Origin of the sequence: Alteromonas sp. 38, assembly GCF_902506055.1 — a bacterium.
Taxonomy (GTDB): domain Bacteria; phylum Pseudomonadota; class Gammaproteobacteria; order Enterobacterales; family Alteromonadaceae; genus Alteromonas; species Alteromonas lipotrueae.
Map to the genome: position 1 here is coordinate 3,890,914 of NZ_LR733300.1, position 16,163 is coordinate 3,907,076.

The following is a 16,163-nucleotide window of genomic DNA, read 5'->3' on the forward strand; positions in this document are numbered from 1 at the left end:
AGACGGCAGTAGACCTTATGCTAACACTTGCTCTTATCTACCTTGGTGCTGCGCTAATTGCTGTACCTATTGCTAAACGCTTGGGTTTGGGCTCAGTGCTAGGCTATCTCATTGCCGGGATTTTAATTGGTCCATTCGTTTTATCGCTCGTGGGTGACCAAACCGAAGTGATGCACTTCGCTGAGTTTGGGGTAGTGATGATGCTGTTTCTTATTGGCCTGGAGTTACAACCTTCCCGATTATGGACGTTAAGGCATTCAATCGTGGGGTTAGGTGGACTACAAGTGTTGCTCTCGACCGGGGCTATCTTTGCCATCACCTATTATGGATTGGGGCTTGCTTGGCAAAGCGCATTAGCAATTGGCTTGATGCTAGCGCTCTCTTCAACCGCTATTGTTATCCAATCTCTGGAAGAAAAAGGCTGGTTAAAATTAGACGCCGGCCAAAATAGTTTCTCGGTACTGTTATTTCAAGATATCGCCGTTATTCCTATATTGGCACTTATGCCGCTACTCTCATTCCTTCCCGCCAGTGCTGTTGATGGGTCTAACCACTCACTGGTATCGGATTGGTCTGCCATGGGCAAAGTGGGTATTTCTATTGCCGTAATTGTTACCATTATTCTGGCGGGCAGATACATTTCCACCCCCATATTCAGGTATATCTCCCAAACCCATATGCGAGAAATATTCACGGTTTTCGCGCTATTCTTAGTGATTGCAATAGCACTACTGATGCAGACCGTCGGCCTTTCTCCTGCATTAGGCACCTTCTTGGCGGGCGTGGTGCTTGCAGAGAGTGAATTCAGACATGAACTTGAAGCTGATATTGAGCCCTTCAAAGGGCTGCTACTAGGGCTATTTTTCGTTACCGTTGGTGCATCCATTGATTTCGGATTATTAGCTGAGAACAGTTTACTTATATTACTGCTAGTTGTTGGTCTTGTGGCTATTAAAGGTTTAGTGCTTTATGGCTTAGCCCATCTCTTTTCGATTAATTCTCGTCAACGACTATTGTTCACTTTAGCCTTAGCACAAGGCGGGGAATTTGCTTTCGTGTTACTTTCTCTATCGCGAGAGTTAAGTATTTTAAGTTCTGAGGAAGCCAATATTGTCACCTTAGTAGTAGCGCTTTCCATGGTCGTTACCCCGTTGCTGTTAATGATTTACGACCGCGCACAAAAATTCCAAAAGTCATCCGCACCTGAATTTGATAAACCAGAGGAAATAGAAGCTTCTCGGCATGTGATTATTGCGGGCTACGGCAGATTCGGACAAGTTATAGGGCGACTATTGAAAGCCCAAGGTTATGAAGTAAGTGTACTTGATCACAGCCCTAGTCAAATTGACTTGTTAAGACGATTCGGCAATAAAGTCTTCTACGGCGACGCAGCGAGAAAAGAATTATTAGAAGCGGCAGGGGCAAATTCTGCCGATCTGCTTGTTATTGCCATTGATGATCCACACAAAACAATCGAAATTATCGATATTGCTCGTAAACACTATCCAAATTTGAAGTTGGCGGTACGGGCCAGGGACAGGCGCCATGCTTATGAACTTATTCGTATGAAAGTCGGCACCTTTAACCGAGAAACTTTCGACTCTGCATTGGTACTTGCGGTTGAATCGTTAAAATTATTGGGGAACGATGATGTAGATGCTGAGCGCGCAGGAAGGTTATTTAGAGAGCATGATGTTGAATCAATGAACTTACTTGCCGAATTGTGGGGCGACGATCAATCTTATGGTGTAGCAATTAAACAGCGGATGGATGACCTCACCCAAGTATTAGCACAAGATACTGAAGCAAAGGATATGTTTAATACCTGTGACAGTACCCGTGATCCTAATGAAGCTAGCGAGGCGAAAGAAGGATGAAACTGAATATCGGCAAAACTGCAACGATAGAATAGCTACAATAAAGTATCAAAATTAATAACTTTATCTAATTTACGATACCAGCCTTAGGATGAGTACCCTATTGCTCTTTTTATACTTTGGTATAATCCTCTCTCGAATTAATCTTAAGGGCTGTGTGTTGTACTTTTTTCTAGCCACCTGCATTATTGTTTCTATCGCGATATGTGCGGCACTTTGCGGCTACTTCACGATAAAAACGGTTTATCAGAAAAAGACAATATTTCGCTACTGGTCAGTTGCCAGTGGTTTGCTTTGCTGTAGCTTAATTTCTCGTCTTAGCGATACACTACTTTCACTCCCCTCTTCTTTTTTCATTTTAGGACTCATTACATTTGTTGTGGGTTTCCATCAGGTATTTTTGGGGTTGGAGTCACTTCAGAAGCACAAAGACTACAAACTTAACCGCCATGCGCTTCCTGTACTAGGGATAGGGGTAAGTGGAATATGTGCATTGTGGACAATGCCTGCGCTGGCCGAATCTGTGGCCATGTTTTTTTGTGCCGCCCTTGTGCTTTTAAGCGAGGGGGTGCTATATAACGACAATAGAGTAAAAGAGGATAAACGCGCCTTACTTCGCCGCTTGCTGCTTATCTCCTCTTTTTCGCTTTTCTTACATGGCACTGTGTCGGTGGTAAATTCTATTACCGGTGGTATGGATGACTTATCGTTGCTGTTCCAGCTCACTTCTATGCTGATGGTGATAAGCGCTGCATTAATCGTTTTATCGCTGATGCGATGTAGCACAGAGCCAGCATCTCAATCACTTTATACTCGTTCACTTAGAAGCTCGGGCGCGGTGGTGCTAACCCGTGACGACTTTATTCAACAAGCCATTAGGAAACTTCAACAAACTGACAAACATGAAAACGTAATTTTGTTAGTTGAAATAGATGGCTACCAAGACGTAGTAGATAACTACGGCGCAAGTGCCGGTGAAAGCGCCAGTTATCAAGTGGGTCAATCTCTTATTCATTTTACCCGCTCAAATGATATAGCGGGGCAAATAAGCGAAAGTAAGTTTGCGATTATGCTAAGCGGCGTCACCATTGATTCGGTTCATGTGGTTGCTGATAGATTGGTAAAACAAGTATTTTCAAAAAATGTTCAAACACTAGACAGCGCGCCCATGTTTACTGCCAGTATTGGTATTGCGCCTTCCTCTGATATTGTATTTTCGTGGCAACAAGGTGAGCCGTTCGATGAAGACAGCATAAAACGACAGGACGGTACTAGTTTAGTCTATATGCTGTCACCACTTAAAACGGCCTCGCTGTAAGCTTTACGCTGAATTATCGCGCTTTACCTTCAACTTCCCTTCAGGCCTCAATTACCCTACTCCTATGAAAAAGTTACATTCTCCGATTCCAACTAAATGAAAAATCTTCACTCAAACCGTCTTAAAAACAAGATTTATTAATAAGTTAGCGTCCAAACATAAAACCACTTTGACCCGGAACGTTTCCTGCAACTTCTCTTGTATATTTACTTTATTACACGGAAGCGATTTCGGGAGACGACATGGTTGATAACAATAATATATTCAAACCAGGTGAAAACTGTTGGGTTAGCAGCAAAGCAAATTTTGTTGCGCCACTTATAGACTGTGGTAACTATTACAAAGCGCTACACAGCGCTATTGTAAAAGCCAAACACAGTATTTTTATCATTGGGTGGGACATTGATAGCCGTATACGCCTTTTAAGAGGTGATGACGAAGCAAACAGTGAAGCCCCGAGTGTTGTCAGTGATTTACTTGCATGGAAAGCAGAAAACAACCCCGATTTAAACATATACCTACTTCGCTGGGATTCTTCTCTCGCATTTTTCTCAAAACGAGAAATGTGGGCAAAAGAAGTGTGGGAAGAAAAGACCCCAGATAACGTGCAAACCGAGCTTGATGACACCATCCCTATGGGTGGCAGTCAGCACCAAAAGATTATCGTGATTGATGATGAACTGGTTTTCTCTGGCGGCATGGACATTTCAACGAACCGCTGGGACACCCGCGACCACCCCGTTGTATCAGAAGAACGAGATGGGCCTGACGGTGAGTACCCCCCGCTACACGATGTGCAAATGGTATCTTCCGGTCCGGTAGTGGCCGACTTTTCTAAACTGGTTCGTTGGAGATGGTTGCGGGTTGCCGAAAGTGAACCGGTAGAGATTCGAGAGCAAGCCGATACATCTCTAGATGGTCCGATCCCCGACACGTGGCCAGAAGATTTTCCGCCTATCTTTGAGGAAGTTGACTGTGCGCTAGCCAGAACAATTCCGTTTATGGACGAAGTTGAGCCAGCGCAAGAAGTACGCACCATGCTACTTGATTTAATCGGTCAAGCCGAGTCGCTTATCTACATTGAGAATCAATTTACTACTCGTCAGGAAATTGCTGAAGCGCTGAACAAACGTATGAAGGCACGCCCTGACTTACACGTCATTATTGTGAGCTCTTATGAGCCAAAAGGTAAATTCGAATGTGAGGCTTTTTGGGCAAGTCGTATTGAATTTAAATCTATTCTTGAAAAAGACATCGCCCCTAAAAGAGTAAAGTTGACTTACTCGTCGTGCGAAGACTTACAAGGCAGAAAAGCCTACAAGCGCATACATTCTAAGGTAATGACCGTTGACGACAAATACTTAGTGATAGGCTCATCTAACCTAAGTAACCGTTCTATGACGTTAGATACAGAAATTGACGTTGTACTTAGCGGCAACAGTGACTTAAACCGAGCGGCAATTTTGAATGTTCGTAACGATTTACTTGCTGAGCATACTGGCAGAGACATTTCAGATATGCCTGCACTGTTTGCAGAAGAATATCCTGTTGAAGCATTAATCCATGGGCAAATTGCACACGGATATGTATTAACCGAAGTTCGTGATGAAGTTTTCACCAGTCAGTCGGTAAATAACGTATTTCGTTCTTTATCAGATCCAGAGGAGCCTTTAATTTCTATGCCTTCTTTTGATGGTGGGGCGCTACCCGCGCGTAACCCAAGACGTAGAACTATTATGATCATGTTGGGGCTAGCCGTTATTGCTGTGCTCGGTGGCCTGATGTTCTGGGCGAGCCAATCCATTTCGTGGTTAAGTGGTGAGAGTATTAATGCGTTCCTTGAAAAAAGTAGAGGAACCTACTTTGCACTGCCTACGGTATTATTGGTTTACGTAGTAGGGGGTATACTCTTCTTCCCTGTTACTGTGCTGTCATTAGCGGTTGCCGCTATATTCGGGCCTATTTGGGGCCCAATATATGGCATCATGGGCGCACTGTTAAGCTCCGCTATTTTATTTGCTATTGGTAAACTTTCTGGTGATGCAGGCCTTCGAAAGGTAGGTGGTCCTAAGGTAGAAGCATTGGATGAGAAACTGAAAAAAAGTGGAATAGTGGGCGTTGCAGCCATTAGAATGCTGCCTATTGCGCCTTTTAGCTTAGTGAACTTAGTTGCGGGTATTTCATCAATTGGTTTATTCCAGTTTCTAATTGGTACCTTCTTTGGCATGTTCCCTCCAATGATTGCGAAAGGACTGGTAGGTGACTCTATAACTCAAATCTTCCGCAACCCATCAGTTGAAACCATCAGCTATTTAGTAGGCGGTATCGTGCTTTGGGGCTTAATGATATGGGGCTCTCAAAAGTTTGCTCGCTACTATCAGGAAAATCGTCAAAAGCGTGCATCAGATAATGAAGCATCGGAAAGTAAAGAATGTGCCGCATAATTAGTTACAACATTCATAGTGGGCTGGGCAGAGACAAGTTACAAAATTATCAACGAATTGGGCAATTTCTAGCTGAATCGGGTGCCGACATTGTACTTTTACAAGAGATGGATACACGCCCGTCCGAGCGTGCGATTGAGCGAGATATTGATGATATTTGTGCTAAAAATGTCTACAACTTGGTGTCATCTCCTGCCCTGCATGAGCTAAGCGGATGGTATGGCAACGCTGTACTGTCGCGCTGCAACGTTATTGAACAAGAAACCTTTGATGTGAGCCAGCATGGGCGACAGCCCAGAAATGTACAAGTGGTAGTGTTGCAAACTGACAAGGGGCCGCTGACCGTGGTTAACACGCATAAAGGGCTTAAGCGACTAGAGCGCCGCTCGCAATTTGCGTTGTTACATGATTATCTTGAACAAAGGATGCAAGCCAACCCCATGCCATTGATATTAGCAGGGGACTTCAATGAGTGGCAATTCTTTTCACGGGCTTTCACATCGTTAAACAAGCTCTTGAATCAACAAAAGGTAGGCCCGACCTTTCCTAGTCAATTTCCTATCTTTTCGTTAGATCGTGTGTGGGTAAGTGATGACATCACTGTTTCACAATGCAAAAAGCTGACATCTAAAAAGGCAAGCGTCTTTTCTGACCACCTGCCAGTTCAACTCGACATTAGACTTCCAGAAGCCAACACCCCTTTCATTTCTGACTGATCAGTAAATGCTAAGGAACCTCGCCAGTGTTGCAGCGCCTGCTCACTGGCGACAACTCGCTTAATCACTTTAAGCATTTTTAATACAGCTTCGTTCAATGGGCTAGTTTTGTTTGTCGCAGCCAGCACCAAACGCTGCATTTCCGGCTCAACGATTTTTAACGTAGAAACCAAGCCCGATTCTTCAAGATGAAAAATGGCCGAAGTAGGTAATATCATTACCCCTTCTCCTTGCATAACTTGTCGCAATCCTGTCATCAACTGCCCCGAATAGGCTAAATTATGCTGCAAACTTACCCCCGTGGCATTTTCATAATGTTCGATGAGTTTGCCTAATGCGTCTTTATTGCCAGGCGATAACAGAGGGAATTGGCTCAACGCCCAAAACGGGATACTTTCTCTGCCAGCAAGATGGCTGTACTCACTGGATGTTGCTTGATTGGCCATCACTAAATGTAAATTTTCACGAATCAGCGGAGATACCGTCATAAACCTTGGGTCAACGTCTTGCTCGTAGGTCAATGCAATATCGACTTGTCGCCCCTCTAACCACCCCTTTACCGAATAGGAAGGGCCGGTACTTATTTCAAGTTTCAGTTTTGGATGATTTTGTTTTACCTCTGCGATAAGCGGCATAGAAAGTACATTGCCAATAGACGGAAGCATACCCACTTTCACCGTACCCGCAGTTTTCCCCACTAGCTCTCGCAGTTCAGATTTAGCGGTATTGATATCATCCATGAGCTTAGTGGCATGGCTGAGAAACAAATCGCCTGCTGGGGTTAACGTTACCCCAGAGAAGGTTCGGCTTAACAACTGCGCCCCCATCTCTCTTTCGAGGCTTGCCAATTGCTGACTAATGGCAGGTTGAGCGATATCAAGCTCACGTGCTGCACCTGCAATACTGCCTTTGTGTACTGTGGTCAAAAAATACTGAAGTTGCTTAGAGTTCAATGTCTAGTTTCCCGAATATGACAGTTTTGTAACACATCGCCATAAAGCACACATCGCTTTATTGAGATTGAAATCAGCAAGTTACATGCCACAGGCCAGTAAAGCTGAACTAACACTTGTTAAAATAAAGTTAAACCGAAAGCTGGGTTTATTTTTTTATCAGCAAACTGAAACAATTAAGAGCATTAAGATCAATAAGTTAAATAGAGCCTCAACAATTTTCTTATACCCCTCAATATTCTTTTTTCTTTCGCGGTTTTAAAAGAATTTTTAGCCTGAGTAGTAACACAGGTAACCACACAAAAAATTTATAAGATGCTGGATGCATCAAGGTGGTGCTTGTTATGCCAAACGTGGGCGGCATTAGTCCCTGCTCCAAGTGAAGAATAACAACTCATAACGGCTCGTTTTAGGGAACACACATGAGAAAAAACAAGATACATAATGCAATTGCACTAGCGTTCACTGGAATCACTCTATCTTTGGCAGCACCACTCGCGTTAGCGCAAGAAGCTGAAGCTGAAGAAACCGCAGTAGATACTCAAAATGTTGAAAAAATTGCTGTTGTTGGCGCACGTGGTGCACCTCGCTCGGTAACTAGCTCACCTGTACCTGTTGATGTATTAAGTGCTGAAGATATTGAAGCAGTAGCCTTCACCGACATGAACAACGTACTGATGACATTGGTTCCATCATATTCAGTATCTCGTCAACCTATATCAGATGGTGGTACTTTCATTCGCCCTGCAACCTTACGGGGCATGCCCACCGACAAAACCCTGGTGTTAGTTAACTCTAAACGCCGCCACAGAGCGGCATTAGTATCGATTGGGGGCTCTGGTACACAAGGCCCTGATATCGCGACTATACCTACCGCTGCAATTGGCAGTGTAGAAGTTCTGCGCGATGGCGCGGCAGCCCAATATGGCTCAGATGCTATCGCGGGTGTTATCAACTTCCAATTAAAAGAAAATACCGAAGGTGGGTCGTTCACTGCTGATTACGGTAGCTATTTTGAAGGTGACGGCGACCAAATTACCATTACCGGAAACAAAGGTTTCGCACTCGGTGATGATGGTTTCTTAAGCATTTCAGCGGAATATTCAGACAGCGAAGCCACCTTCCGTGGCGAACAGTACTGTGAATCTTGGTTTTGTGTAGATGACCAGTCAGAGCAATACATTGCAGATGCCACTGCAATGGCGAATTCAGTTCACGGTTCTGATGAAGTTCAACCTTGGGGGCAGCCCAACTCCAGTGGCACGCGGATATTCTTTAATTCGGGGTATTCGTTAACCTCAGAGATGGAACTATATGCTTTTGGTAACTATTCAGAGAGTGAAGGCGACGGTTCATTTTTCTACCGCTATCCAGGCAATGGCACAATTGAAGATATTCGTTTAGAAGACGGTTCAATTTGGAACCCTACTGAATTTTTCCCTGGTGGCTTTACACCACGTTTTTCAGGGGAAGTTACTGACTACTCTTTCGTGGGCGGTATTAAAGGAATGTCTGGCGACCTAGGTTATGACATCAGTGGTCGTTACGGATACAACGATATTTCATACACGCTTGCTAACACCATTAACCCGTCTATGGGTAATGAGTCACCTACATCATTTCAACCCGGTGACTTAACCAACGAAGAAACTCAAATTCAGGCTGACTTCACTTATGACCTTGCCGAGTATGTACTGGCCTTCGGGGCAAGCTATCTTGACGAGTCTTATAAGATTTCAGAAGGCGAAGTAGATTCTTACTTTGCAGGGCCTTACGCAACATCTGATCCCTGGGGTTTCTGTGACGGAGATGCGGCTAGTGCAGCTGGTTTAGCCGTCATAGCTACCGGTTCAACGCTAGATTGTGCCGACAGTGATGATGCGGTTTATACCGTAGTGGGTGTAGGCTCAAACGGCTTCCCGGGCTACTCTCCAGATTATTCTGGTACGTACAGCCGAGACTCTTACGCGGTATATACCGACATTTCAGGTGATATTACTGATGAATTGTTCGCACAAGCAGCTATCCGCTATGAAGACTACTCAGACTTTGGTTCTGAAGTGGTTTATAAAGTAGCTGGTATTTATCAAGTAAGTGATGTAGTTGCTGTAAGAAGTTCATACGGTACGGGCTTCAGAGCACCGACTCCAGGACAGCAAGGTACTACAAACGTATCTACTCGTTTACCTGATGGTTTTCCAGTAGCAACTGGCTTGTTCCCTGCTGGTGGCGATGTGGCGCAAGCGTTAGGCGCGGAAGAACTACTACCTGAGAAATCGACTAACTTTACGCTTGGTTTAACTGCAAGCTACGGTGATTTAACCTTTACGCTTGATTATTACAATATCAAGTTAGAAGACAGATTGTATTCAGTATCTACACGTGACGTGTCAACCACAGTAGTAACCGACCCAGACGCTGATGGATACGATGCCTATCAAAACTTCTTGGCATTAGATGGTGCTGGTGTATCAGGGGCAGCATCGATTGGTGGCGTATTCTTCTTCCAAAATGCTTTTGATACTGTTACTGAAGGCGTTGATGCCGTTGCGACTTATAAAATTGAATCAACCTACGGTTCTACCATGTTAACCGGCTCCATCAACTATAATAAAACCGAGTTCGACTCAGATCCGAGTGAGTATCTAAATGATGAAGATCAATTTGACTTAGAAAACGGAACGCCTGAAATGCGCGGCGTATTCTCTGTAACCCACAGTTACGATGTCTGGTCTGCGGTAGCGCGATTAAGTTACTACGGTGAATACGAAAATGCTGCCGATAGTACGTTAGACCCAGAGACTATTCAAACCTTTGGTTCTGAGTTCATGTTTGATATCGAAGGTTCGTATCTGATTAACGAAAATCTCACCTTATCAGTGGGTGTACGCAACTTGTTCGATAACTATCCGGACGAGGGTACAATCGGAGAAACCTGTTGCGGTCGGATCTACCGGTCTGATTCCGTGGTCGACTGGCAGGGTGGTTACTACTACACCCGCCTAGCAGCAAGATTCTAAAAACAACCACTTAATAAACACCGGCAAATGCCGGTGTTTATGTTTTCACCCTTCGTTTTGTAAGTAAAATTTAAAGGTCTATTCATGTTATTAGAAGTATTTGCTGGAGATGTAGTTTCATGGAAATAGAGCTTCTCTGGTTCGTGGTTACTCTTTGTATTACTGGCGCTATTGCAGGTATTACTGCTGGTCTTTTCGGCAATGGCGGTGGGTTTGTTGTTGTTCCCGCTCTATTAGCTGTATTTCCTTTCTTTACGCCCCCATCCCAAGAGCTAGTGAAAGTTGCCATAGGCACGTCTTTAGCCTCTATTGTGGTCTCAAGCACACGCTCCGTGATGGCTCATCATAAAAAAGGGGCGGTGGACTTTGATATTTTGAAATCATGGAGCATCTGGATAATATTGGGTGTAGTAGGCGGTATTTTTATTGCCAGTAGCACCAGTAGCGATGGTCTCACGGTCGTTTTTGCTGCAGGTGTTTTGCTCTATTCTATTTACTTCTTATTCCCAGAATTTGTAATTCGCCCTGGTGTTGCTTTATCTATGCCTGAAGGTATTGCTAAATCAGTACTCGCTTTTGTACTAGGTGGCTTTTCGGCACTTCTAGGGATTGGAGGCGGTACGCCTATGGTAATTACAATGGTTATCTGTCAACGCACAATCCAGCAAGCGGTAGCCACTGCCGCAGGTGTTGGTTTCCTAATAGGGCTGCCCGGCGCTATCGGATTTTTGTTTATGAAACATCCTGAAGCCGCCATCCTGCCTGTAGGTACGATAGGCTATATCAATATCCCCGCATTAGTTGCTATTAGCATAGGGGCTATTATTACGGCACCAATGGGAGCGAAAATGGCGCATAACTTCAGCGAGAAAAAATTAAAACGAATGTTTGGTATTTATTTAGTAATTGTTTCTAGCGCTATGTTTTATAAGGCCCTATAGGCACTTACGATATTTGAGATAAGGAATTAACAATGTCACATAATATTTCGAGACGCCTATTTTTGGGCGGCAGTGCTGCTGCAACCGCCATTGGTGCTTCTGGCATAGTCACATCAGCGAGTCTTCAAGCTGCCACAAACGTTGCACCTAAAGTGCTATATGGCCCTAAACCAGGTATCGCTAAACTAAACGCCAATGAAAACCCCTTCGGCCCAAGCCCTGCAGCATTAAAAGCAATAGCTACCGCGTCAGCTGAAGGTGGAGCCTACTATGCATACCCTGCTGCAATGACGCTGTTAGGTATGATTGCAGAGCGCCATGGCATTACGCCTAAGAATATTTCGTTAAGTGCAGGCTCCAGTCCTATTCTTTCTTATGCGGCTCTTGCGGCCAGCAAAAAAGGAAAAATATTAGGCCCCGATCTTTTCTGGGATACCACTTCAAAAGCACCGGAGAAACAAGGTGCTCCTGAGATTGTTCGGGTACCTAACACGAAAGATTTGGCAATCGATTTGGATGCCATGTATGCCGCCATTGATGACAGCGTTGGTATGGTGCATATCACCAACCCTAACAACCCAACCGGACGCCTTCTAGACCCTGCAAAACTTCGAGAGTTCTGTATCAAAGCGTCTAAAAAGACGTTAGTACTGGTTGATGAAGCTTATAATGAACTCACTGACGCTCCGCCAGCAAACTCAATGATTCCGTTAGTAAAAGCCGGGCACAATATTATTGTTGCGCGAACCTTTTCTAAAATTTACGGGTTAGCCGGTATGCGAGTTGGTTACATGATTGCTTCTGAAGAAAACACTGAGTGGATCAATCGCTATGGCATGGGTGGTTACACATTAAACCAAGCAGGTTTAGCTGCAGCCATTGCTTCATATAATGATGACGCCTTCCTAACGTTTGTTAAAGATAAGGTTATAGAAGCAAAAGGCTTAGTGATGGATGGTCTCAAGGCCAATGGCCTCTCTGCACTTCCTTCAAGTACTAACTTTGTATTTGTCGATCTTGGTAAAGGGGATGCTGAATTATTTAGAGCGGCGATGGCCGAAAAAGATATTCACATTCGTGGTATTTATCGCACCTATACTAATTGGTCGAGAGTCAGTATGGGAAAAATTGCTGATGTGAAGCGGTATGTCGATGCTATTCCGCAAGCACTTGAAACCATGACTAAAAAACAAAACGCTTAATTGAGTTAAAACATCTTTATATTATGCGTGCAGCCACTTTAGGCTGTGCGCCTCTCTTGTTGCATCCTTATCAATTAGCATTTACACGTAAAGTATAATGCTCATAAATGCCCTCCTTGTCATATACTCTTAATGTTCCTTGCGTAAATACACCTACCTAGGTTTTAGAATCTTAGTATGTCTACTAAGCTTCTTGCAGGCGCTAAGAAATTGCACACACTGTACTAACAGACGTTAAAGGAGGCTGTTGATGGCACTATCTGTTTTAGTTGCTGACGACTCTAAATTATCACGCCGTAGCGTAAAAAAGTCGTTACCGCCGGAATTAGACTACGACATTTCAGAAGCAACTAATGGCCAAGAAGCCATAGATTTGTTAGCTGAAAACACCTTCGATCTTGTGTTGCTCGATTTAACCATGCCAGAGGTTGATGGCGTGGATGTGCTGGAGTACTTATCCAAGCGTGAAGAATGCTTCCCTAATGTCATTGTGATCAGCGCTGATTTTCAGCCGGAAAAACAGCGCATCGTGCTTTCCTTAGGGGCACAACGATTCATTAGAAAACCATTAGACAAAGAAGAACTGGCAATGACTATGTTCGAGTTGGGGTATCTATGAGCGCTGTAATACCATTAGACGAAGAACAACGCGATGCGCTGCAAGAATTGCTCAATATTTCAATGGGCCAAGCAGCAAATTCACTCGCGCAACTTATTGAAACCAAAATTGATATTTCAATTCCTAAAATAACCTCAGTGACCCCCACTCAGCTATACACCTTGCTGTTTGGCTCTGACGATACATTTCACACCCGCCAGTCTTTTTTAGGTGATATTCAAGGTGAAGTGATGTCTGTACTTTCTCGTTCTGGACTGAGCGAGATGGCAAAATTGATGGAATACAGTGAACCGCTTAGTAAAGAAGATGTAGAAGAAATTATACTCGAGCTTTCCAATATTTTAGCCGGAGCTTGTCTGGCAGGCTTATCAAGTCAATTAGAACTAACCACCAATTTGAATATGCCAACGTTGTTTACCCCTAACAAAGAGAATTTCGATGAGCTTAAGTGGCAACATAGTTTAGTCATGGAAGTACAATTCACGGTAGCCGTTTCATCCTTTTCTATGCGTGTTGTTTTCTGCTTAGATGACGATTCACTGACAAGAATGAAAGATACCTTAGATGAACTTCTAGAATAATGTTTGAGCAACTGGTTGAAAAACTTCCGGTTGGTATTGGCATCGTTGATGAAAATTTTCTCGTTGTTTATTTAAACGACTTTTTTAGAGATCGCCTTCCTCACGAGAATCGCGCTTCGTACAAAGACACACCGGTTACCGAGATTTTTAGCGATCAAGGCAAATTTCTAAAGCGAAGGCTAAAATCGGTTTTTGTTCTACAGCATCCTAGCTTCAGCTACTGGGAGCAGCGTCCCCATATATTTCCTTTTAAAAGCAGTAGACCGATAACTGGCGAAGAAACGCAAATGTATCAAAACATGGAGATACTGCCGGTAAAGGACAAAAGCACAGGCAAAAAATACGCGTGTATTTTCTTACAAGACGTTACCGCGCAAGCCAGCTACTTTCGTACCCAACAAAAGCTATCTGCCGCATTAAAAGACGAACACGAAGCCCAACGCAAACTTATCCGTAAACTTGATACCGCCCAATCTCAACTCATTCAAGCGGAGAAGATGGCATCAACGGGTCAGTTAGCTGCTGGTATTGCACACGAAATAAATAACCCTATTGGCTTTATCAACGCAAATTTAGACACCCTTTCACAATATGCGAATAACCTAACGGCTATCTGCGATGGCGTGGAGGGGCACGTTGCCGATTTTAACGATGAATTGAAAGAACAAATAAAAAACCTTTTCGAAGCACAGCACTATGATTTGATAAAAGAAGACATTGAAGAGTTACTCGAAGAATCAAAAGCAGGCTTAAATCGAGTAAGAGATATTGTCGATAACCTAAAGCAATTCTCACTCGACAGTACACAAGGCAGTCAAATTGTAGATTTGAACGATATTACTTCACAAACCATCAAACTCGTATCTACCCAATATACTTCTCATCACTATAAGGTTGAATCACCTGATGAAAAGATAGAGATAATGGCAAACCCTGGAATGATAAAACAGGCCTTAATGAATGTGTTGCTAAATGCTGCCCAAGCCATTACCGGCAAGGGCTACGTTAAGTTAACGTTATTAAAAAATAACGAAAATATTACGATTAAGGTGCTAGACAGCGGTGAAGGTATTGAGCAAAAAAATATGAAAAGAGTTTTCGAACCTTTCTTTACTACTCGTCCTGAAGGTCAAGGCCAAGGGCTGGGATTATCTACCGCCTATACCATTGTAGAAAAGCATAAAGGAAAAATTTCAATCAATAGTAAAGTGGGCAAAGGCACGGTCGTGACGATAGAGCTACCTATCGCTTCAGAAGATGATTCAGCTACAGCACCTCAGTAACATCAATTGTTACGCCGCATACAAGTAAACCCCCTCGTCAGATAAATGTCGTGTTAGTTTTCCATGAGATAAGAGGTAGTTTAAATGGGATATGCACTCGGCTACGGCAAACACGATATTTCTACCACTAAGCTCCCGTTTAAATAATACAGGCAACAATTCGACAGCGGTCTGAGGCTTACTACAAGCCTCCAAAAGTGCATTTAAGTGACGATGGTGATGCTCAATGAGTTCATTCACACGGTTTTTCACCCCAATAAAGGGTTGTCTGTGTGCAGGTAACACCAAGGTTTTCTCAGGTAAGTCAGTAAAAGGCAGTAGCGTAGCCAAATAATCTTGAAGCGTATTGCCCTCGGGCTCCGTTGAATATACCCCTATATTAGGGGTTATCTGCGGTAAAATATGGTCGCCCGCTAGCAGTATTCCAAGCTCCTTAGAATATAAGCATACGTGCTCTGGTGAATGCCCTCGCCCTATCATCACTTCCCACGAATTACCATTTAGCGTCAGCACATCACATTGCTTTAACCGTCGGTAACTGATTGGAATTGGCGATACGACATTACTGTAACCTTTATTTCCAGACATTAGCGATGTCACCTCATCAGCCTGCAAACCTGCACGGTGATAGTATTGCTCATCCCGCCAAGCAGAGGTGTCGCTTTTCCCCCCAGTGAACGCGCGCGCAGTAAAATACTCAACCTGCGACATGTAAAGTGGCACTTTGAATTGGTCGGCTATCCAACCGGCTAAACCAACGTGATCAGGATGCAAATGAGTAACTAATACTGCTGAAATGGGTTTATCCAACGCAGCAAAAATCTCATTCCACAAGGCTTTAGTTGTATTCGTACCAAGCCCAGTATCAATAACCACCCAGCCATCATCATCTTCAACAAGATAAAGATTAATGTGGTCAAGTTCGAAAGGCAGTGGCATACGAAGCCAAAGTACGCCTTTCGCTATCTCTGTCCATTGACCTGGAGACGGTTGCTCAATTGCTGGGTAATGCATACATCTTCACCTTTTCGCTGGTATACTTACTTCTATAACGATAGGTAGGCAAAAACAAACGTATCTGTTTGATAATCAACTATAGCGTTAAGTAATAGCACAGCGATACCGAGAGTTAGTGAGAGGTAGCGAGCATTAGTGAACCATTTACCGCTCTGTTCTCGAGCAAAGAAAATCTACCCTGTATCATGGGTC

Annotated in this window: 12 protein-coding genes; 10 read left to right on the forward strand and 2 right to left on the reverse strand. The window is 43.7% G+C overall.

The window, feature by feature from the left end:
• Window positions 1–17 precede the first annotated feature (17 nt).
• The 4 genes from FLAVO9R_RS16795 (at window position 18) to FLAVO9R_RS16810 (ending at window position 6,355) form a co-directional block, all read left to right on the forward strand.
• A complete protein-coding gene (locus tag FLAVO9R_RS16795; protein ID WP_159533191.1) occupies window positions 18–1,877 on the forward strand; it encodes a monovalent cation:proton antiporter-2 (CPA2) family protein in 1,860 nt (619 codons plus the stop codon).
• Between the two features lie 157 nt (window positions 1,878–2,034).
• The gene (locus FLAVO9R_RS16800; protein ID WP_159533193.1) at window positions 2,035–3,195 is read left to right on the forward strand and encodes a GGDEF domain-containing protein; all 1,161 of its coding nucleotides are present in this window, start codon (window positions 2,035–2,037) and stop codon (window positions 3,193–3,195) included.
• A gap of 242 nt (window positions 3,196–3,437) precedes the next feature.
• Window positions 3,438–5,639: a VTT domain-containing protein gene (locus FLAVO9R_RS16805; RefSeq protein ID WP_159533195.1), complete on the forward strand. Its 2,202-nt coding sequence runs from the start codon at window positions 3,438–3,440 to the stop codon at window positions 5,637–5,639.
• Complete coding sequence (locus tag FLAVO9R_RS16810; protein ID WP_159533197.1) at window positions 5,627–6,355, forward strand: endonuclease/exonuclease/phosphatase family protein; 729 nt, start codon at window positions 5,627–5,629, stop codon at window positions 6,353–6,355. The genes FLAVO9R_RS16805 and FLAVO9R_RS16810 overlap by 13 nt, the downstream gene beginning before the upstream one ends.
• Here FLAVO9R_RS16810 and FLAVO9R_RS16815 read toward each other — a convergent pair.
• On the reverse strand, window positions 6,304–7,308 hold the full coding sequence (locus tag FLAVO9R_RS16815) for a LysR family transcriptional regulator (RefSeq protein ID WP_159533199.1): 1,005 nt from the start codon (window positions 7,306–7,308) through the stop codon (window positions 6,304–6,306). The two genes, FLAVO9R_RS16810 and FLAVO9R_RS16815, sit on opposite strands and share 52 nt — an antisense overlap.
• A gap of 422 nt (window positions 7,309–7,730) precedes the next feature.
• On the opposite strand from FLAVO9R_RS16815, the gene FLAVO9R_RS16820 reads away from it, so the two are divergent.
• From FLAVO9R_RS16820 to FLAVO9R_RS16845, 6 genes are all read left to right on the forward strand, one after another.
• The gene (locus tag FLAVO9R_RS16820) at window positions 7,731–10,328 is read left to right on the forward strand and encodes a TonB-dependent receptor plug domain-containing protein (protein ID WP_159533201.1); all 2,598 of its coding nucleotides are present in this window, start codon (window positions 7,731–7,733) and stop codon (window positions 10,326–10,328) included.
• Window positions 10,329–10,447: 119 nt separating this feature from the next.
• On the forward strand, window positions 10,448–11,269 hold the full coding sequence (locus FLAVO9R_RS16825) for a sulfite exporter TauE/SafE family protein (RefSeq protein WP_159533203.1): 822 nt from the start codon (window positions 10,448–10,450) through the stop codon (window positions 11,267–11,269).
• Window positions 11,270–11,301: 32 nt separating this feature from the next.
• Window positions 11,302–12,471 (forward strand): pyridoxal phosphate-dependent aminotransferase, encoded by a 1,170-nt coding sequence (locus FLAVO9R_RS16830; RefSeq protein ID WP_159533205.1) that lies wholly within the window; start codon window positions 11,302–11,304, stop codon window positions 12,469–12,471.
• A 250-nt stretch (window positions 12,472–12,721) separates the two neighbouring features.
• Complete coding sequence (locus tag FLAVO9R_RS16835) at window positions 12,722–13,090, forward strand: response regulator (RefSeq protein WP_159533207.1); 369 nt, start codon at window positions 12,722–12,724, stop codon at window positions 13,088–13,090.
• On the forward strand, window positions 13,087–13,671 hold the full coding sequence (locus FLAVO9R_RS16840) for a chemotaxis protein CheX (RefSeq protein ID WP_013782668.1): 585 nt from the start codon (window positions 13,087–13,089) through the stop codon (window positions 13,669–13,671). The genes FLAVO9R_RS16835 and FLAVO9R_RS16840 overlap by 4 nt, the downstream gene beginning before the upstream one ends.
• Window positions 13,671–14,954, forward strand: a complete 1,284-nt coding sequence (locus FLAVO9R_RS16845) for a sensor histidine kinase (RefSeq protein WP_159533210.1) — start codon at window positions 13,671–13,673, stop codon at window positions 14,952–14,954. Before FLAVO9R_RS16840 ends, FLAVO9R_RS16845 begins: the two co-directional genes overlap by 1 nt.
• Before the next feature lie 9 nt (window positions 14,955–14,963).
• On the opposite strand, the gene FLAVO9R_RS16850 is transcribed toward FLAVO9R_RS16845, so the two are convergent.
• On the reverse strand, window positions 14,964–15,968 hold the full coding sequence (locus FLAVO9R_RS16850; protein WP_159533212.1) for an MBL fold metallo-hydrolase: 1,005 nt from the start codon (window positions 15,966–15,968) through the stop codon (window positions 14,964–14,966).
• Window positions 15,969–16,163: the final 195 nt, after the last annotated feature.